19 protein-coding genes and 1 pseudogene are annotated in these 17,911 nt (G+C 61.8%); 8 read left to right on the top strand and 12 right to left on the bottom strand.

Going from position 1 to position 17,911, the window contains the following annotated elements:
* Positions 1 to 16 precede the first annotated feature (16 nt).
* Positions 17 to 742, top strand: a complete 726-nt coding sequence (locus PCS43_RS23185; protein ID WP_030536548.1) for an SDR family NAD(P)-dependent oxidoreductase — start codon at positions 17 to 19, stop codon at positions 740 to 742.
* Here the strand turns inward: PCS43_RS23185 and PCS43_RS23190 are convergent.
* Both PCS43_RS23190 and PCS43_RS23195 read right to left on the bottom strand, forming a co-directional pair.
* A pseudogene (locus PCS43_RS23190) lies at positions 743 to 1,461 on the bottom strand (dienelactone hydrolase family protein).
* A gap of 46 nt (positions 1,462 to 1,507) precedes the next feature.
* Positions 1,508 to 2,431: an ABC transporter substrate-binding protein gene (locus PCS43_RS23195; RefSeq protein WP_270923124.1), complete on the bottom strand. Its 924-nt coding sequence runs from the start codon at positions 2,429 to 2,431 to the stop codon at positions 1,508 to 1,510.
* Positions 2,432 to 2,693: 262 nt separating this feature from the next.
* On the opposite strand from PCS43_RS23195, the gene PCS43_RS23200 reads away from it, so the two are divergent.
* On the top strand, positions 2,694 to 3,467 hold the full coding sequence (locus PCS43_RS23200) for a class II aldolase/adducin family protein (protein WP_047272043.1): 774 nt from the start codon (positions 2,694 to 2,696) through the stop codon (positions 3,465 to 3,467).
* A gap of 12 nt (positions 3,468 to 3,479) precedes the next feature.
* Here the strand turns inward: PCS43_RS23200 and PCS43_RS23205 are convergent, their stop codons facing one another.
* The 3 genes from PCS43_RS23205 to PCS43_RS23215 are packed head-to-tail and all read right to left on the bottom strand — an operon-like array spanning position 3,480 to position 6,559.
* Positions 3,480 to 4,424: a C-terminal binding protein gene (locus tag PCS43_RS23205; RefSeq protein ID WP_047272041.1), complete on the bottom strand. Its 945-nt coding sequence runs from the start codon at positions 4,422 to 4,424 to the stop codon at positions 3,480 to 3,482.
* Positions 4,421 to 5,041, bottom strand: a complete 621-nt coding sequence (locus PCS43_RS23210) for a TetR/AcrR family transcriptional regulator (protein WP_047272039.1) — start codon at positions 5,039 to 5,041, stop codon at positions 4,421 to 4,423. Before PCS43_RS23210 ends, PCS43_RS23205 begins: the two co-directional genes overlap by 4 nt.
* Positions 5,042 to 5,083: 42 nt before the next feature.
* Complete coding sequence (locus tag PCS43_RS23215; protein WP_003940304.1) at positions 5,084 to 6,559, bottom strand: sodium:solute symporter; 1,476 nt, start codon at positions 6,557 to 6,559, stop codon at positions 5,084 to 5,086.
* Positions 6,560 to 6,727: 168 nt separating this feature from the next.
* On the opposite strand from PCS43_RS23215, the gene PCS43_RS23220 reads away from it, so the two are divergent.
* Positions 6,728 to 7,621 (top strand): LysR family transcriptional regulator, encoded by an 894-nt coding sequence (locus PCS43_RS23220; RefSeq protein ID WP_003939834.1) that lies wholly within the window; start codon positions 6,728 to 6,730, stop codon positions 7,619 to 7,621.
* A 139-nt stretch (positions 7,622 to 7,760) separates the two neighbouring features.
* Positions 7,761 to 7,964: a cold-shock protein gene (locus PCS43_RS23225; protein WP_003939930.1), complete on the top strand. Its 204-nt coding sequence runs from the start codon at positions 7,761 to 7,763 to the stop codon at positions 7,962 to 7,964.
* 69 nt (positions 7,965 to 8,033) lie between these two features.
* On the opposite strand, the gene PCS43_RS23230 is transcribed toward PCS43_RS23225, so the two are convergent.
* The 4 genes from PCS43_RS23230 to PCS43_RS23245 all read right to left on the bottom strand — a co-directional run bounded on the left by PCS43_RS23230 (position 8,034) and on the right by PCS43_RS23245 (position 11,761).
* Positions 8,034 to 8,762: a Clp protease N-terminal domain-containing protein gene (locus PCS43_RS23230; RefSeq protein WP_080552754.1), complete on the bottom strand. Its 729-nt coding sequence runs from the start codon at positions 8,760 to 8,762 to the stop codon at positions 8,034 to 8,036.
* Positions 8,763 to 8,832: 70 nt separating this feature from the next.
* Positions 8,833 to 9,618 carry an alpha/beta fold hydrolase gene (locus tag PCS43_RS23235; RefSeq protein WP_042447011.1) on the bottom strand — a complete coding sequence of 262 codons (786 nt, stop codon included), beginning with the start codon at positions 9,616 to 9,618 and terminating at the stop codon, positions 8,833 to 8,835.
* 83 nt (positions 9,619 to 9,701) lie between these two features.
* On the bottom strand, positions 9,702 to 10,694 hold the full coding sequence (locus PCS43_RS23240) for an ABC transporter substrate-binding protein (RefSeq protein WP_007729992.1): 993 nt from the start codon (positions 10,692 to 10,694) through the stop codon (positions 9,702 to 9,704).
* A gap of 428 nt (positions 10,695 to 11,122) precedes the next feature.
* Complete coding sequence (locus tag PCS43_RS23245; protein ID WP_204855343.1) at positions 11,123 to 11,761, bottom strand: DUF2461 domain-containing protein; 639 nt, start codon at positions 11,759 to 11,761, stop codon at positions 11,123 to 11,125.
* A 123-nt stretch (positions 11,762 to 11,884) separates the two neighbouring features.
* Between PCS43_RS23245 and PCS43_RS23250 the strand changes: the two genes are divergently transcribed.
* Together PCS43_RS23250 and PCS43_RS23255 are read left to right on the top strand one after the other, a co-directional pair.
* Positions 11,885 to 12,157 carry a hypothetical protein gene (locus PCS43_RS23250; RefSeq protein ID WP_156519441.1) on the top strand — a complete coding sequence of 91 codons (273 nt, stop codon included), beginning with the start codon at positions 11,885 to 11,887 and terminating at the stop codon, positions 12,155 to 12,157.
* Positions 12,158 to 12,244: 87 nt separating this feature from the next.
* Positions 12,245 to 13,096, top strand: coding sequence for a mechanosensitive ion channel family protein (locus tag PCS43_RS23255; RefSeq protein WP_007729990.1), 852 nt, complete (start codon positions 12,245 to 12,247; stop codon positions 13,094 to 13,096).
* A 94-nt stretch (positions 13,097 to 13,190) separates the two neighbouring features.
* Here PCS43_RS23255 and codB read toward each other — a convergent pair whose 3' ends face one another.
* Both codB and PCS43_RS23265 read right to left on the bottom strand, forming a co-directional pair.
* Entirely contained in the window at positions 13,191 to 14,522 is a 1,332-nt protein-coding gene (gene codB, locus PCS43_RS23260; RefSeq protein WP_003940432.1) for a cytosine permease, read from the bottom strand.
* Positions 14,519 to 14,983: a nucleoside deaminase gene (locus PCS43_RS23265; protein WP_003940577.1), complete on the bottom strand. Its 465-nt coding sequence runs from the start codon at positions 14,981 to 14,983 to the stop codon at positions 14,519 to 14,521. Before PCS43_RS23265 ends, codB begins: the two co-directional genes overlap by 4 nt.
* A 175-nt stretch (positions 14,984 to 15,158) precedes the next feature.
* On the opposite strand from PCS43_RS23265, the gene PCS43_RS23270 reads away from it, so the two are divergent.
* Together PCS43_RS23270 and PCS43_RS23275 are read left to right on the top strand one after the other, a co-directional pair.
* The gene (locus tag PCS43_RS23270; RefSeq protein WP_228401375.1) at positions 15,159 to 16,679 is read left to right on the top strand and encodes a PucR family transcriptional regulator; all 1,521 of its coding nucleotides are present in this window, start codon (positions 15,159 to 15,161) and stop codon (positions 16,677 to 16,679) included.
* Between the two features lie 26 nt (positions 16,680 to 16,705).
* Entirely contained in the window at positions 16,706 to 17,350 is a 645-nt protein-coding gene (locus tag PCS43_RS23275; RefSeq protein WP_245361494.1) for a formylglycine-generating enzyme family protein, read from the top strand.
* Here the strand turns inward: PCS43_RS23275 and PCS43_RS23280 are convergent.
* Complete coding sequence (locus PCS43_RS23280; protein WP_064114105.1) at positions 17,333 to 17,908, bottom strand: hypothetical protein; 576 nt, start codon at positions 17,906 to 17,908, stop codon at positions 17,333 to 17,335. The genes PCS43_RS23275 and PCS43_RS23280 overlap by 18 nt on opposite strands.
* Between the last annotated feature and the right edge of the window lie 3 nt (positions 17,909 to 17,911).

Raw genomic sequence — 17,911 nt, forward strand, 5'->3', positions numbered from 1 at the left:
GTTCACGGAGGTAGGCATGACACGCACAGTTCTGGTAACCGGCGGCGGAACAGGGATCGGACGCGCAGTTGCAGCGGCGTTCGCCCGAGACGGAGACACCGTTTTTGTCACCGGCCGACGCACGGAACCACTCGAAAAGACCGCGGAGGAGTTGGGCGATAATGTTCACGCCTTGACTTGTGACAATTCCGACCCGAAAGACCTGAAGCGGCTGCAGGATTCACTTCCGGGAACCATCGACGTCGTGGTGCACTGCGCCGGCGGTAACACGGACTTCGATCGCGAAGCGCCGTCAGATCTGGAATCCCTGGCCGCCGGGTGGCGGGCCAATCTGGACTCCAATCTGATCTCGGCAGTGTTGACCACAGCAGCAGTTCGAGATCGAATCCCCAGTGGCGGTGCCGTCATCACCATCGGATCGATTGCCGCCGACAAGGGAGCTGGAGCGTACGGCGCTGCCAAAGCAGCAGTTGCGACGTGGAATGTCGATCTGGCCGCCGAACTGGGCCCAGAAGGCATCACGGCGAACATCGTCTCCCCCGGTTACATCGCCGACACCGAGTTCTTCCGGGACTTTCTGACGGACGAGCGTCGCGCGATGCTGATCGAATCCACCAGCACCAAGCGCGCCGGAACCCCGGACGACATCGCATCAGCCGTCCATTTCTTGGCCTCACCGGGTGCCCGGCAGATCACCGGTCAGGTATTGGCAGTCAACGGCGGTGAGAGAACCAGTCGCTGATCACGCCAGGTGGCGCTCGAAGAACGAGTCGATTCGCTTCCAGGCATCCTGCGCTGCAACAGGATCGGGACCGATTCCGAGGATGCGCTCCAAAGGACGAAGCACCTTGGGTCCGGCCTCCGCGTCGTTGAGGAACGCGTGGCCGGCGGTGGGGTACTCCTTGACGTCGTTCTCGATACCGGCATTGCTGAGCGCCGTCTCCAGCTTCGCTGCCGCGCCCCGGAGCGAAAGTCCTTGCCTCCGAAACTCCCGACGATCGGGCACGCATCCACCACGGCCTCATCGAGTTTGCGTGGAAGCTGACCGTAATTGACCGAGGCAGCGTCGAAATCTCCGGCGCTGACCATCGCGAAGCCGCCGCCCATGCAGAATCCGATGACACCGATCTTTCCGGTGCAGTCCGGGGATTCCACCAGCCAACTGCGAGCGACTTCGATGTCGGTGAACGCCTTGCCGTGTCCTCGAAGCATCGACGTCATGGTGGGCACTAGGCACCGCTTCGCCCCGCCCGCGCTGTAGAGGTCGACAGCGAGCGTCAGGAATCCCGCAGCGGCCAGCCGCTTGGCTTGCCGCTGCATCACCTCCTCGAGCCCGAAGGCCTCGTGAATCATCACTACCCCCGGCCACGGGCCGGGGGTAGTGGGGGTTTCGAGTATCGCTCGCAGCGGTTGTGATCCGCCGACTACTGCGGCGCGGCCCGTCAGATCTATGTCCACCATGTTTCGATGCTAGGCCGACGCGGCGTCAATAGGCTCGGAAGCGAGGTCAGGGGAGCTGTTTTCCCTGGCCCGCCGCAAGCCCGGTCAAGACCCCGGCGAGCTGCGGCAAGGCGTACGGCGCGCTCAGTGGACCGAAATTATCGACAAAGGCATTCGAGAGCAGAAGTTCGACCGGCGCATAGGATCGCGCCTTCACCGCGGGGAGGTTCTGGAAAACTGCGAAGTTCTCCAACCTCGTCGTCGCTTCCTGATCAGAAGCGAGGCTGAGCAAAATGTCTGCGGGTGCGAGTACCTCCGCCTGCTCCATCGACAGCGCAGTCATCTGCTCGGCGTTGTATCCGCGATAGTCGAGTCCGAGTTCGCGCAGCAGAACCCCGGGCGCACTGGCATCCCCCTGCACATACAACTGATCGCCGTACATCGAGCCGATCATGATCGTCTTGCCACCCAAGCCGTTCAGGGAAGCTGCGGTGTCGGAGATCAGAGCGTCGGTCCGGGCGATCGCTGCAGCAGCAGCCTCGTCGACAAAAGCTGCCTGCCCGACCGTGGCGACGCCGTCACGCCACGAGGTGGTCCAGTCCAGCGCGATGACCGGAGCGATCTGACTGAGCCTCTCGGCTGCAGGTTCGAGATAAGTCTTCATTCCGATGATGAGGTCCGGCGAGTAGCGCGCGATGATTTCCGGGTTGATTTCGCCTGTGGTGCCGAAGCTTTCGAGGTCGGCTATTCCCGCGGTGCTCTGCCAAGGCAGTGAACCGCGGTCCCACGATCCTGTGTTGCCGTAGGCGACTGGGTGAACGCCGAGCGAGAGCAGGAATTCCAGATCCGTGAAGTCGCTGGCAACAACGATCCTTTCCGGCTTTCCCGAGATCGTGGTGGTTCCGAGCGCATTGATCACCTCACGTTGTTCGCCGGCATCAGAAGCATCTGATGTAGTCGAACACCCCGCAAGGATGGCGGCCGCTGCCACTGCGCCGACCCGAAGAACCCACGGCGGCTGAGCTGGTCCACAAGTTCAGCGGTCGTCGGTGATTCGCGAATCGTTCCGTACACGTGTGCACTCTCCTTCTCGGCATCTGCTGCGCGCGCCGAGGGCACAGCGAATGCGAGATTAGCCCACCCTGAGCACGAGTGGGGCTCCTACGTTTTGGTGTACGGCAACCATTGACGTTTAAATATATCGATTGATATATTTAAACGAAAGTTGTACTGCCCATCGAAACGGAGACCGTATGAGCGCGCCGGCCACCACCCCGCCAACAATTGCCAAGTCCGAACTGGAACTTCGCCGCGAACTCGCCGCCGTCTACCGGTTGCTCGCCCACTTCAAGATGACGGACCTCATCTTCACGCACGTCTCGGTGCGCCTACCAGGACCCGAACATCACTTCCTCATCAATCCGTACGGCCTTCTCTTCGAAGAGATCACAGCATCCAACCTGGTCAAGATCGATCTCGACGGGAACCTCGTCGAGCCGTCCGAATATCAGGTCAACCCAGCAGGATTCGTAATCCATGGGGCAGTGCACTCCGCGCGGTCAGACGCACAGTGCGTCCTTCATACCCACACCAAGGCCGGCTGCGCCGTCGCAGCACAGGAAGACGGTCTGCTGCCGCTCAACCAGATCTCGATGGAGTTCTACAATCGGGTCGGCTACCACGACTACGAGGGCATCGCTCTCAACACCGTCGAGCGTGAGCGGTTGGTGAAGGATCTCGGCACCCACCCCGCGCTGATTCTCCGCAATCACGGCCTGCTGACTGTCGGCGAGACTGCGTCGGAAGCATTTCTGCGAATGTTCTACCTGGAGAAAGCATGCGACATCCAGATCGCCGCACAGGCTTCCGGCAGTCTGCGCCTACCCTCCCCTGAACTGGCGGAGTACACCGCCAGACAATTCGCGGGCGAGGTGAAAGACGAGTTCAGTGACGACCAGGCTTACGAATTAGCCTGGGCTGCACTACTTCGCCTTCTCGATCGAATCGATCCGGAATACAAGAACTGAGGCGAGCGCCCCTCAGGACCCCGGTGCGGCTACAACGCCCACCGGGGACTTTCCCGTCAGCACCGCAACGACGTTGAGTGCGGACTGTCTGGCCAGGGTCCCCGAGACCGCCGACGAATACCAGGCAGAATGAGGAGTGATCGTCAGGTTCGGAATCTGCAGTATCGGATCATCAGCAGTCGGCGGTTCTGCCGGTAGCACGTCGACCGCAGCGCCGGCCAATCTGCCGCTACGCAAAGCACTTCCGAGCGCTTCGTGATCGACGAGGCCTCCGCGCGAGACGTTGACCAGGAACGATCCCGGCTTCATCGACGCCAAAGCCTGAGCGTCCACGATACCGGCGGTCTCCGGAGTCAACGGCACATGCAGGCTCAGCACGTCCGATCGACGCAGAAGCTCGTCCCACTCCACGACCTCGACGCCGGGCGCTCCGGCCGAGAGCGAACGCCCCGCTGCCAAGACCGTCATCCCCAGCGCTGCTGCACGGCTGGCAAGTGCCTGAGCGATCAGTCCGAATCCATAGAGGCCCAGAACTGTTCCTGCGATCCGACGTGGCGGATACTCCACGACACTCCAACGACCTTGGTGCACTGCGGCATCAAGCGGACCGATGGAGCGCAGCAAGGACAGGATCGACGCCAGCGCATGATCGGCCACCTCCTCGGTGCAGTAGTCGACCGCGCGAGTGACGGTGACGCCCCGATCATGCGCCGCGCCCACCGGCAGGTGATCGAACCCGGCCGAGGTGGCCGCGAGGAGACGCAGATCCGGCAAGGAGTCGAGATGATGTGCGTCGAGCCCTACAGTCTCCGGCCCCACCAGTAGCGCGATTATGCCTGCGCCGCTCGGGATCTCGGAACTGAACTCGACGCCGACGTCGATCCCGGCGGCGCCGAGAGTTTCTCGCAGAGTGCCGAGGTCGATGAAATCGTCGAGCACCACGATTCGATCCGTCACGTCCGAGCCTCCGCGGTAATCGCTTGCAAGACTGCGTCGACGCCTCGGGCCACCGCGCCGGGAGCCCGAATGGCGTCCATCATGAAGGGATCAAGAATCGACTGCATGGCAAGGCCGTCGGTGAGTCCGACCAACCTGATCGTCACGAGGTCGGGGTCGACATCTGCCGGCACCGATCCCTCCTGTTGCGCCTCCAGAACCGTCTCGCGAACGATCCGGCGCCACCGAGCGAGAAAGCCCGCGATCTCACTGCGAGCCTTCTCTTCCTGTGCGCCTTCGGCGTAGAAGAAGAGGAACACGCGCGTCATCGCCAGGCGTCGATCGTCGAGCGGCAAGACACTGGCGGTGATTCCCCGCAACTTTTCGAGCGCCGAGTTGTCGACCTGATCCAGGATGACCTGATACTGATCACCTTGGATGTCCGCTGCCCGGCGCAGCGCGGCGAGGAGAAGTTCGTGTCGAGAATTGAAGTAGTGGTTCAACACTCCGGTCGACCATCCACTCTCCTCGGCAACCGCCCTGGTGGTCACCGCCGAGATACCCTCGCGGGCGATCAGGCTGAGGACAGCGTCGGCCAGCACCAACCGTCGCTCGTCGTGATCAACGACCTTGGGCACGATCTACCTCCTTGTGGCGTGCACTCCTGCACGCACCGACCTTCAGGCTATCGGGGCAACTTCCGGTTCGGCCGTCTCCGTGTCCTTTCCGGAAACTCGCTCGTTCCAGATCTTCATCACCGCGGGCGGAGTCGGCGCCGTGGTCAGACTCAGCGCAACGAAGACAACGAGTGCACTCACCAGACCGACGTACACCGGTTCGTTGGCCAGCACGTCGCCGACGACGAACATCGTGATCAGAGTCGCCGCCGTTCCCACCGCCATCGAAGCCATTGCCGCGGTTCCGGTGGCCCTCTTCCACACCAGACCACCGAGGATGGGGACGAGCAGGCCACCCACGAGGATGTCGTACGCAATCGTGAGCGCCGCGACGATGTCGTTGATCAGGGCAGCGAGAACGATACTGACGAGGCCGATCACGATGACGTACAGGCGGTTTCCGCGCACATCTGCTTCCGGATCGGACGTATCCAGGCCAGGCTGTGTACGCCCGAAGATCTTCGAGACGAGAGGCAAGACGTCTTGCCGAGCCACTGTGGCAGTGGCGATCAGTGCGCCGGAAGCGGTCGACATCATCGCTGCGACGGCGGCTGCCAGCACAATTCCGCTGAGACCGATCGGGAGAACGTGAACGGCGACGTCGGCGTAGACGTCGTCGGACGAACCGATGTCGGGCATCAGAGCCGAAGCCGCCAGACCGATCAGCGCACCTGCCACACCGTAAAGCAGGCAGTAAACGCCCGCAGCGACGCCGCCCCAGCGCGCAACTTCGGGCGACTTGGCCGTGAACACGCGCTGCCAGATGTCCTGCCCGATAAGGATTCCGAGCGTGTACACGACGAAGAAGGTGATGATCGTGCCGGTGCCGATAGTGCCGAGTGAGAACGCTGCGTCGCCCACACGCTCCTTGATCCCGTCGTACCCACCCGCTTTCGACCAGGTGAACGGGAGCAGGAGGAAGAAGATTCCGATCGTCTTGATGACGAACTGAACAACGTCGGTCAGCGTGATCGACCACATGCCGCCCATCGCGGAGTACGCGACGACGATCAATCCACCGAGGACTACGGAGAGCGTCCGGTCGAAACCGAAGAGCACGTTGAAGATAGTGGCGTAGGCGATGGTGGACGTGACGGTGAGCATCAACGTGTAGGCCATCATCACGATGCCGGACGCGCCGGTTGCGTCGATTCCGTAGCGCAACTTCAGCATTCCCGAAACCGTGTACACCTTCAGACGCTGAATCCGGGAGGCGAACAACAAACTCAGCAGGAGCACACCAGCGGCGATGGAGACAACCAACCACATACCGGAGATTCCGTATTTGTAGCCGAGGCCGACACCGCCGACCGTCGACGCTCCGCCGATGACGACGGCGGCCATCGTGCTCGTGTAGAGAACTCCACCGAGCCTTCGACCGGCGACGAGGTACTCACTGGAGTTGCTCGCGCGGCGTTTGCCCCACCAACCGAAAGCCAGCATTGCGGCCAGGTAGGTCAGGATTATGGCTATGTCCATGGTGACGATTCCTTCGTGAAGTACCAGCAGGTCCGAGAGCAGACGCCGGTCTCGTCAGACCGCCTGAGGAAACCGTAGAAGACGATTGACGTGAAATAAATCACTTGATACAAATAATCACTTCAGAAATTTCTGATGTATCTGTTCTCGACTCTGCCGAGGTACCCGATGCGTAGCACACTTCCCGATCTGAAACTGCTTCGGATCTTCACCTCCGTGGTGCGCCATCAGGGCTTCGCGCCGGCACAGCAGGATCTAGGACTGTCCGCCTCGGCGATCAGCACCTACATGAGCCAACTCGAACGCCAACTCGGCATCGTCCTGTGCCACCGCGGTCGCAGCGGGTTCAGCCTGACCAGCAAGGGCGAGCTCTACCACCAGGAATGCGTCCGCATCCTCGGCGAGCTGGAGGGGTTCGAGCGGTATGCCACCGCACTCCAAGGCGAACTTCGGGGAACGATGACCGTCGGGGTACTGGATTCGACTGTCACGGATTCGACGCTCCCGCTCGCCGACGTCATCGGTGAATTCAGCCGAACACACCCCGGTGTCTATCTCGACCTCAAAATCCAAACTCCGCACGAGCTTCAGGTAGGCGTTCTCGACGACCGCATCGACGTGGCGATCGGAGCGTTCGCCTCGCCCATGAACGGCCTGACAGCGCAGGCTCTACACCGCGAGCAGCACTGGCTCTACTGCAGCGACAAACATCCGCTCTTCTCGAGCAAGCGGGTGCACCCGGACGTCATCACCCGTCAACGAATGGTCACCAGGGGTTATTGGAGCGAAGCCGAGTTGGCTCGCCAAGGATTCACCGAGAGATCGGCCACCGTCGAGAACATGGAGGCCCAACTCATTCTGATCCTCTCGGGCGGATACATCGGATATTTGCCCGAGCACTACGCCGGATATTGGGTCGACCAGCAACGATTGCGCCCACTCTTGCCCGCCTCCTTCGGATATCAGGCACCGTTCTCCCTGATCTATCGCCGCGGACGGGCACGCGAACCACTGGTCCTCGCTTTCCGTGAATTGGTCAGAACCAGCGTCGAAGATCAGTAGCGCAGCCACCTCCGATAGTCCTGACAACTCGCTTTCTGCACGTCGCCCACCGTTCGACTTGCGCGGCGTGGGAGGATAGACATATCGAGATCGGGACTTCGATGTGAGGGCCCGGATCGAGTTTGTAGGGAGTATCGGTATGGCACAGGGCATCGTGAAGTGGTTCAACGGCGAAAAGGGCTTTGGTTTCATCGCTCCCGACGACGGAACACCGGACGTGTTCGTTCATTACTCTGAAATCTCGGGCAACGGCTACAAGTCGCTCGACGAGAACCAGCGTGTGGAGTTCGAGGTTGGCCAGGGCCAGAAGGGTCCTCAGGCCACCAATGTGCGCGCTGTCTGATCAGTGACACAAGAAGAGGGCCGCACCCGCAAGGGTGCGGCCCTCTTCTGCATCGGATTCACCTCTGAATCACTGATCCTGAATGACGGCCAACGCTCCAACGATGTTCGACTCCGCCACCGACTTCGAGATTCCGAGATCAGCCAGAACGCCTGATCCGTCTTCGAGTTCGAGCAGCGCGAGCAGGATGTGCTCGGTTCCGATGTAGTTGTGGCCCAGGCGAAGAGCCTCACGGAACGTCAGTTCCAGGACCTTGCGCGCACGAGCGTCGTACGGAATGAGTTCTGGTAGTTCGGAAGTCGGAGTCGGTAGTACACCGGCCACTGCAGCTCGGACGGATCCGAGCTCCACCCCTTGCGCCACTATCGCCTTCGCAGCCAACCCGGCAGGCTCCTCGACGAGCCCCAGGAGCAGGTGCTCCGGCTGGATCTCTGCGTTACCGGCGGCGCGGGCTTCGTTCTGCGAGGCCATGACGACGTTCTTCGCCCGGGGAGTGAACCGGTTGAACCCTTCGTTCGGATCCATCGGCTTCTGATCACTCGGCGCCTTGGGAACAAAACGCTTCTGCGCAGCCTGCTTCGAGACACCCATGCTCGCGCCGATCTCCGTCCACGACGCTCCCGACCTGCGCGCCTGGTCGACGAAGTGACCGATCAGGTGATCTGCAACTTCACCGAGATGATCAGCGGCAATCACGGCGTCGGAGAGTTGGTCGAGAGCATCGGTGTGCACCTTCTTGATCGCGTCGATGAGGTCGTCGAGTCGAACCTTGTTGGTCATTTCCACTGGTTTGCTCATGCGTCAACCCTAGGTTGACGCAATCGAAAGCGTCAACCCTAGGTTGACGATCGTCTTCGCCGCCCAGTGCTCAGCCGGAAAAGAATTCACGCAGAGCCGGGACAATAGCGTCGTCGGCGACGCCGTGGCCCTGACCGGGGATCTCCAAAGTCTTTGTCCCCGAGACTTTTGCAGCGATTCTCGTCGCCGAGGCAGGTGCCCATTGACCACTGTCACCGCCGTACATGACCAACGTGGGGACGGTAATGGAGGCAAGCCAGTCGAGCGACTGACAGCCGTGATCACACACAGCGACGTCGTAAGGCAAGGTGTGCGCGATGGCGCACATGTCGGGCCAATCGGCACTCCGCTTGATCTCGTCGACCATCTCCGCGGATGCACCGGTCAGATCCAGAAAACGCGTCACAGCACCTTCCCTGTCGCCGCCCGCAATCAATCGCTCCAGGTCACTTTGGGCAGTCTCGTCACGCTGGTCGTCGTCCATGTACGGCGCCTCGTAGACGGCGAGCTTACGCATCGGAACGGCCTGCGCAGCGGCCTCCAAAGCCAGCGCGGCACCCGACGACAATCCGTAAACGAGCGGTGTTTCACCGGTGGCAGCGACGACCGCCCGCAAGTCCTCCACCTCGGCGTCGATCGAGAACGCGCGACTGTCACCGCTGTCCCCGCGTCCGCGCCTGTCGTACGAGTACACCGTGAAGTCCGCCGCCAACTCTGCAGCCAGGGAATCGAACCATCCGCGGTCGCAGAACGCTCCGGCGACCAGGACCACTGCTGGTCCGGCACCGGAGCGTTCGTATGCGATGGTCGTACCGTCGCGGGATTGCACTACCGCTGGGGATTGCTCTGTTTGCACGTCGATCTCCTCAGGTCTGGTCAATGCCTACCTGATTAGACCGCCCGCGTTACCGAAACTCATCGGTCCGGTCGGCAGAGGCTTCAGCTGATCTTGTTGTACAGGGCATCCCAACCCTGTGCCACGTACGAAATCGTGTAGATCGAACCGTAGAACGTAGAGCCACCCAGACTGGTGACGTTGCCCGCCTGCACTGCCGGGAGTCGCTGCCACAGCTTGCTCGCCACCAATGCCTGGTACGCGGCACTGTCCTCGTTCTCGGTGATCATGAAGCCGTCGACGCCGGCCAGCACGTCGAGGCCTTCGAGGCTGACGCCGCCCTCGGGATCGAGCCCCTCCGAGGTGGCGGTTTTGCCACCGATGTCGCCGAGCGTCATGTCGCTGGGCTTGTCGCCCTTCTCGGAGGTACGGATGCTCGTGACGTACAGCGTGTTCGTGTCCGGCATGAACGAGACACTGGCGACGGTCTTGGACGCAATCTTCTCGGCATGACGACTGCGGATGTCGGAAATCAGATTGTCGTAGTCGAGCGTCAATCGATCGAGTGTGGCCGTTCGACCGAGCCAGCCCGACAACCGCGAGAGGTTTGTGCGCCAGTCGTCGGTGAACTCTGTCGTCAGAACCGGTGCGATGGTGGACATCTCGGCCACCGGCCACCACTCGCTCTCGTAGTTCAGGCACACGATCAGGTCGGGCTCGAGCGCCAAGATCTGCTCGCGGTTGGGGATCTCCGACAGGAACGGTACCGACGAATCGATAGGCACCCACGGTGTCGCCTGGGCGTACGTGTAGCCGACGAGCGGAAGTTCCAGCGCTACAGCAGGTTCCAGATCGAGCCGCGAGTCGATCGCGACAACCCTCTTCGGATTGACAGGAATGTCGTACGTTCCGAGAGGTGTCGTCACAGAACGCATTTCGGTTTCACCCGAACTGCTCCCGCTGTCACCGCAGGCCGCCAGGAACGCGCCCAGCCCGGCGATTCCGGCACCGAAGCCGAACTGCCGACGTGTGAGGTCCGAAACGAGGCGGTTGTCGGAGTAGCCCTCGGGAAGCAAGAGCGTGGATTGAGCGGGCATGCGTGTCGAACCTCCAAAAGAAATGAATCATCCACTGTTGCGAGCGGATAAGGATGCCCTAACAGCGTACGCAGGGAGGGTCGTCGCGATCGGCCCAGAAATAGTCGAATCAGGCCAATTCGCACCCCTTACTTGTCGAGTTTGCGCATCTCGACGAAGTAGACCGCACTGAACGCGAGGTAGGTGCCGACGATTCCGAGGACCGAGATGATCAGGACGAGAGCGAGAAACATAGCCATGATGGTCTCCACTGACACGGGTTGTTCACGATGTCGATCGAGAGAAAATGGCTTCGAACTGCGGCGCTGCGACTCGAAGCGGGGCCGAAACTTTCGGTTACACACACCACGCTAGCCCCAGGCGTCTCGAGTTTTGATGAACTCGAGGTGAACTCTCCTACGGCTACGTCACACTTTTCTGTCGGACGGTCAGTTCGGTCCGAGCACCTGTCCGGACCATTCGACCAAAGGCGTCAGTGCGCGCCACGCTGTGCGAACTTCCTTCAACGTCCTGGCGCTGTCCAACCACGGCGGGCTTGGGTAACTACGACCAGCAGTCAGCGACTTGTGACGCAGCAATTCGATCCGCGGGTGATCGACCGTGTATCCGCGAGGCGCCGTCTTGAGCTTGTCGCCGCCGATCGTGAATCCGGCCTTCTCGACGGAGGCCAGGATCTTCTCGAGCTCCGGGCCTCGAACGTCGTCGTCGACAGCCGCACGATAACGCGCGATGGTCTCCGAACTGCTGGCGTAGAAACCACCGGCCACCATCAACCCTGCCGCGTCGATCTGCACGTAGTAGCCACAGCTCTCGGCGAGACCGACGAACGCTCCCTGGTGCGTCTTGTACGGGATCTTGTCCTTCGAGAATCGAACGTCACGATACGGCCGAAAGAGCTTGGCCGTGCCGAATTCGTCCTCCAACGCCGCGGTCAACGACGCCATCGGACGACGAACCACTTCGTCGTACGTCTCCTTGTGCGCTGCCCACCAGGTCTTGCTGTTGTCGGCCTCCAAGTCTTCGTAGAAGTCGAGTGCAGCAACGGGTATGCCAGTGAACGCAGCCATGGCGTAAGCCTAGCCCGGGCTGACAAGCACCACCGACGTGTCATCCGAATGGACTCTTGCCGTGCCCGCGAATTGCCCGAAATATGGCCAGGTGGAACAACAATTACTCACAGGGGGGAATACATGACACCGAGACTGTCGGCATTCACGGATCTACTGGCCCAGGAAGTCTTCCAACCAACCCCGGTAGTCGTGGAAGCCCCATTGAACATTCCCGTTCTCATCATCGCCGTCATCGCGTTGGTGACTGCGATAGCAGCACTTGCTGTGGCACTTTCGGCTCGCATGCGCGCCACGCCCACACCGCGATCCGCCGCGGCTCAGCAACACGGCTCAGTGCAAGCTTCACAGAGCCCTCCACCAGCACCACCCGCAGGCTGGCACTCACAGCTATAGAGCACAACTGAGTGAACCGCGTACCTCTGGCATCAACGAGGTGCTGCCCTGCACCGATGCCCGGATCGGCCCGAATCCGTAGACTGCATGGAGATGATTTCCGAAATACAAGCATGGGAACTGACCGATACCAACCGAGACTGGTTGATTCACCGACCCGTCGAGATCGCGATCTACGTGGCACTCGCAGTCGTTCTGCGCTTCGCACTGCACCGCGGGATCGATCGAATGTCGAAGCCTCGCAAGTCTCCGAACGCCAAGGTGAACGAGCGCAGATCGCAGCGAGCCCGGACCATCGGTTCGGTACTCAAATCGACGGTGTCCATCGTCATCCTGGTCTGGTGTGTGCTGCAGATTCTCGGCATCCTCGGGATCAACGTCGCGCCGTTCATCGCATCCGCCGGAGTCATCGGCCTTGCCATCGGTTTCGGTGCACAAAACCTGGTGCGTGACTTCCTCTCCGGCATCTTCATGTTGCTCGAGGATCAGTACGGTGTCGGCGACGTCGTCGATCTCGGCGACGCGGTCGGCACCGTCGAAACAGTGGGCCTGCGCGTCACCACGATTCGAGATGTGAACGGCACCTTGTGGTACTGCCGCAACGGCGAAATCCTGCGAGTGGGCAACATGAGTCAGGGTTACGCCACTGCAGTTCTCGATCTCCCCATCGCCCACAATGCGAACGTGCACAAAGCGTGTGAGGTGGCGACGCGAGCTGTCCTCGAGGCGGCAGAGTCCGAACCGATCAGGGCGGACATGATCGACAAGCCGGAGATGCTGGGAGTCAATTCGGTTACTGCCGAGGCAATTACCATTCGAGTGACGGCGCAGGTCAAGCCTGGGCGCCAATGGGCAGTCCAGCGCGCATTTGCGCGCTCGGCTCTGACTGCGTTCGAAGAGCAGGGTATCGAGGCACCGTACCTGCCTGTTCTGCGATGACGGTTGAGACGGAAGCGTCTGCCCTTTCCATCAAGTGCGCGAGCCCCCGGCGCGGTCGATACCGCCGGGGGCTCGCTGGTGCCTGAAGCATGATTCAGACGGTGGAGGTCGAGACCTCCCGATCTGCCGATCTGTTGCCAAACGCCTTGTGCAGGAACATCGTCAGTGCAATGGCTACCACGATTCCGATCAGCGGCGGGATTCCCACCTCGAACTCACCGGAAAGCCAAGCGAGGAACGCTGCGACGGCATAGACGGCCAGGTTTCGCCAGTGGACCGGCTGCGGGGTGTACCCCTCGGGTATGCCTCGCCGCCACCGGCACAGGAAGTCAGCGATGATCACGCCGCCCAATGGCGGGATGAAAGTTCCGAGCAGGCTCAGGTAGTCGACCAGATGGTTGTGCACACCGGTCAGAGCGAGCGCCGTGCCGATCACACATCCACCGATGACGAACGGGGTCTTGCGGGGCTTTCTGAACAGTTCGGCACCGGCCACTCCGAATGCGTATGCGGTGTCTGCGTTGCTCTTCCAGAGGTTTCCGAACAGCAAGACCAGGCCCCAGCCGACAAGCCCCAGGTTGTAGAGGATCAACACGAAGTCACCCTCGTGGAACGTGATGGCTCCGATGGCGCCGAACAGGATCATCAATCCGTTTCCGAGGAGGAACCCGATAACGCAGGCCCACACCGCTTGTGATCCGGAGCGAGCAAATCTGGTCCAGTTGGGCGCTTGCGTTCCCGCCGATACGAACGTGCCGACGACAGTGGTGATTGCTAGCGCGATCGTCATGGTCGTCTGCGGTTGAACCGAGACCAGGCCGGAGAATCCACCGACCTCTTCGAGGGACCGGAATACGACCCAGCAGGCCAACGCCAGGATCAAGGGCGTCGAGACGAGCGAAACCCAGTACATTCCGCGGTAGCCGTAGCAGGCGGTGACGCACATCAAGATGCTCGCCGCGATCATCACCGACGCCCTGGCGAGGTAGGAATCCCAGCCCAGCGCCTGGGCGGTGAGATCGCCGATCGTGCCGATGATGACGCCGTACCAGCCGATCTGAGTACCGCCCAGCAGGATCGAAGCGAGCTTGGACCCGCGAGTGCCGAAACTGTAGCGCGCCATCACAACTGTAGTCAGTCCGGTTCGGGCTCCGACGAACCCCATCATGGCGACGTAGACCCCCAAGATGGCGGATCCGGCGGCGATCACCACCATCAGTTTCCAGAACGAGAACGCGGTACCGAGCGCTGCTCCGGCCAACATCGTCGGCGTGAAGATGGTGAACCCCAACAACACGACCGCGAGCGAGAAGAACGGCTTACGTGCATGAAGCGGAACCGGAGTGACGGGATAGTCTGGATCGATCGGGTGGCCTGCGCTCTCCGAATCGCCTGCGACCGTGGCAGGTTCGACGGCGCTGCTCATACAACTTCGCCGATGTCTTCGAGCCACAGGCTCGGGCGCTCGGCCAGCATGCGGTCCATCAGTGCCACACACTCCGCGTCGTCGACGACGTCGACCTGAATTCCGCTGCTGCGCAACCATTCCTCCGATGCCTCGAAGGAACGATTTTCGCCGACCACGATTCGAGGGATCTCGTACAGGCGCGCCGTTCCGGCGCACATGAAGCACGGCGACAAAGTCGTGTAGAGGACACACTCGCGATACACCGAGGCCGGCAGTCGTCCGGCGCGCTCGATGCAGTCGGTCTCTCCATGACGGATGGCGCTGTTCATCTGGACCCGACGGTTACGTCCGACTGCGAGAACCTCGCCCCGGTGAATCAGCGCCGCGCCGATCGGCACGCCGCCCTCCTCCCAACCGATCTTCGCCTGTTCGATCGCAAGTCCGAGAAAATACTCATCGGTGTGTGCCGGATGATTCATGTGCGCTCCTGGAGTCTGACCAAAATCGTCGATTGTGGCTCGTGTCACAATCCGACCACGGTGGTAACAGCCCGACAAGGGACAACCTGTCAGTTCGGCAGAACTAGCTCTATGACGAAGTGCCCCCTCGGCGGACGATATAGAAATGCTCCCGACTCTGCGACAAGTTCTTGCGATGCCCTCGTTCAAGGCCGCCGCAATCGAGGTGCTCGCGGGCGACATCGATACCGCGGTGGTCCGCTGGGTCCATTCGTCCGAGGTGTACGAAATGGGTGGGCTGCTGTCCGGAGGTGAGGTCCTTCTGACCACGGGCCTCGGTCTGCACGGGCGATCTCCCGAGCAGCTCACCGCCTACATCGACCAATTGGCGGACGCGGGATGCGTCGCACTCGCGATGGAAGTCGGGCGCTCGTTCCTCACGGCCCCTCCCGAACTCGTCGAAGCTTCGCGCCGACGGGGACTCGCGTTCTTGGCCCTGCACGCAGTAGTGCCCTTCGAGCGGATGGTCGAAGACTTTCACGACCTCATGCTCCGCCGCACTCTCGGTTCGGCGCAAGCGGGCGAGCCTGTCTGGCAAGAACTTCTGAGTCTCGTGGTTGCAGGCCAGGGCATGACTGCGCTGCTCGACAAGGTGTCACGACTCGCGGGGTGCGGCGTCGATCTGCTCGACGCGGATGGCAGAACCGTCGAGCGCAGCACAACCGGCGCAGAGCGATCCGAGACCGAACGCACTATCCACGACGTACGCGGCCCGACGAACTCACTCGGTCGACTTGTCCTGTGCGGGCCGGCAACCACACGCCGAACCGCCGTCGCAAACTGCGCCGCCGTCGCGGTAGCTCTGGAACTCGGCCGTCACGGCGATCTCGGCCCAAGACAGTCACTCGCCCAATCGGTGATCACCGACGTGGTGGGCGGTGTGCTCACATCGCACGGCGACTTGTCCGAGCGACTGACAGCGGCCGGGTGGACGCCGTTGTCGGAGGGGCACCACGTCCTCGTCGCCGCTGTCGACATCGATCGGCAAACCCCGGTTCGAGAGCTCGCTGACCAAGTACGCGACGCCGTGCGGGCCGTGCTCGGCTCCTGTGTCGTCGGGACTGCGGCCAATCACGTCATCGTGCTCGCGCACGGGTGGGCGTCCGCATCCCCCGCTCGAGTGCGGACTGCGTTCACCGAAGCCGACGAGCTGCTACGCCGCGGGCCGGGCGGTTCCGCGGTACGCACGCTCGGAGTGGCGACGCCGGTCGCGGATCTGTCGGGCGTCGGGGCTGCGGTCGCGCAAGCTCGCGAAGTCGTCCAGATCGCGCGGCGCTTCGGCTCCCGGACCGGAGTGATCCTCGCGAGGGACGTCGGCGTCCAACGACTGCTCGCCGCCGGAACGACACCCGCTTCGCTGTCCGTGTTCGTAACCGAGCAACTCGGTTCGCTGATCGCATACGACACAGCACATTCCGCCGATCTCGTCCGAACGCTCGACGCGTACCTCGCACATCGGGGCGGCAAGGCGAGAACCGCGGATTTCCTCGGCATTCGGCGTCAGTCGCTTTATGCACGGCTCACGCGTATCGAGAAGCTGATGGGTGTTTCCCTCGACGATCCGGCACAGGTGGTCTGCCTCGGGCTTGCGCTGACCGCATGGCGCATGCGCACCGGCCTTGATCCACAAGCTGCGTTCGAGCGTCTCCCCGGGTGAGCGACAACCTCTGCGATGATGAACGAATGACCGGAGCAGCAGAGTTGATGATCGAGATCCCTGCCGGCCAGGTGCACCTTCGGGACGACCGCAAAGGTACTGCGTGGACCTCGAAAGTCGAATCCTTCCGCCTCGCACGCCATCTCACCACCAGGGCGCTGCTTCACGGAGATTCGTCGGACGATTCGAGCAAACCAGCGGTCGACCTTTCATGGAAGGACGCCATCACAACCTGCAACACACTTTCGGTCGCGGACGGTCTGACACCCGCATATCGAGACGTCGACACCGATTCTCCGCAGTGGGACCGCGGCGCAACTGGCTACCGGCTCGCCACCGAGGCCGAGTGGCAGTACGCATGCAAGGCCGGCACCTCCGGCTACCGCTACGGCGAGATCGACGAGATTGCCTGGTACAGCGACAATTCAGAGGGTAGAGCGCATCCCGTCGGAACCAAGACACCCAACAACTGGGGCCTGTACGACATGATCGGCAATGTCTGGGAATGGTGCTGGGATCTCTACGACCCCGAGGTTTACGGCACGTACCGGATCTTCCGCGGCGGCAGTTGGGCCGAAAGTGAGCGCGGTTGCGGCGCTACCGTAAGGAGGCGAAGCCACCCGACATTTGCTATCGACGACTTGGGATTTCGCCTAGCTCAGACGATCTGAGGGCAGACGGCCGAGGACTTCGAGCACAGCCTCGATCTCTTCTCGACTGCGAAGCCTAACTATCGGCAACGACGGCACATCGACAAGGACCGTGGCCATACGCCCGACGTTGCGTCCGTCGCTTCGCCAGGCCCAGCGCACCACGTGATCCGGATCGAACAGAATGGTGTGCAGTGGCGGCTCCATGTTGCGATTCCACAACACCTCTCGCTGCAATCGCCGACGCACGGTTCGTGTGATCACCTGGCGCATCACCGTCCGCCGAGGCAGATCCAACCACAGCATCAGGTCCGCACGCTCGGCCAGAAGCTCACGCACCGCACCGTACTGCCACTCGGTCACCCAGGCCGGCTCGCTGGAAAAGCGTCGTACTTCGGTTTCGAAACTGTCGAGCGGAATCCAGTCGGGCCCGTGGAACAGCGAGTCCAGCTCAGTGTGTTCGATCTCGAGAAGCCGCCCGATTCGACCGGCGAGAGTCGTCTTTCCGGCACCGGAAGTCCCCGCGACAAGGATCTTCTGCGGACGAATCGTCAGCGCGGCGGGGTCTACGAAAGGCACCGA

The sequence above is a fragment of the Rhodococcus sp. C-2 genome (genome assembly GCF_027854095.1).
GTDB lineage: Bacteria > Actinomycetota > Actinomycetes > Mycobacteriales > Mycobacteriaceae > Rhodococcus_F > Rhodococcus_F qingshengii.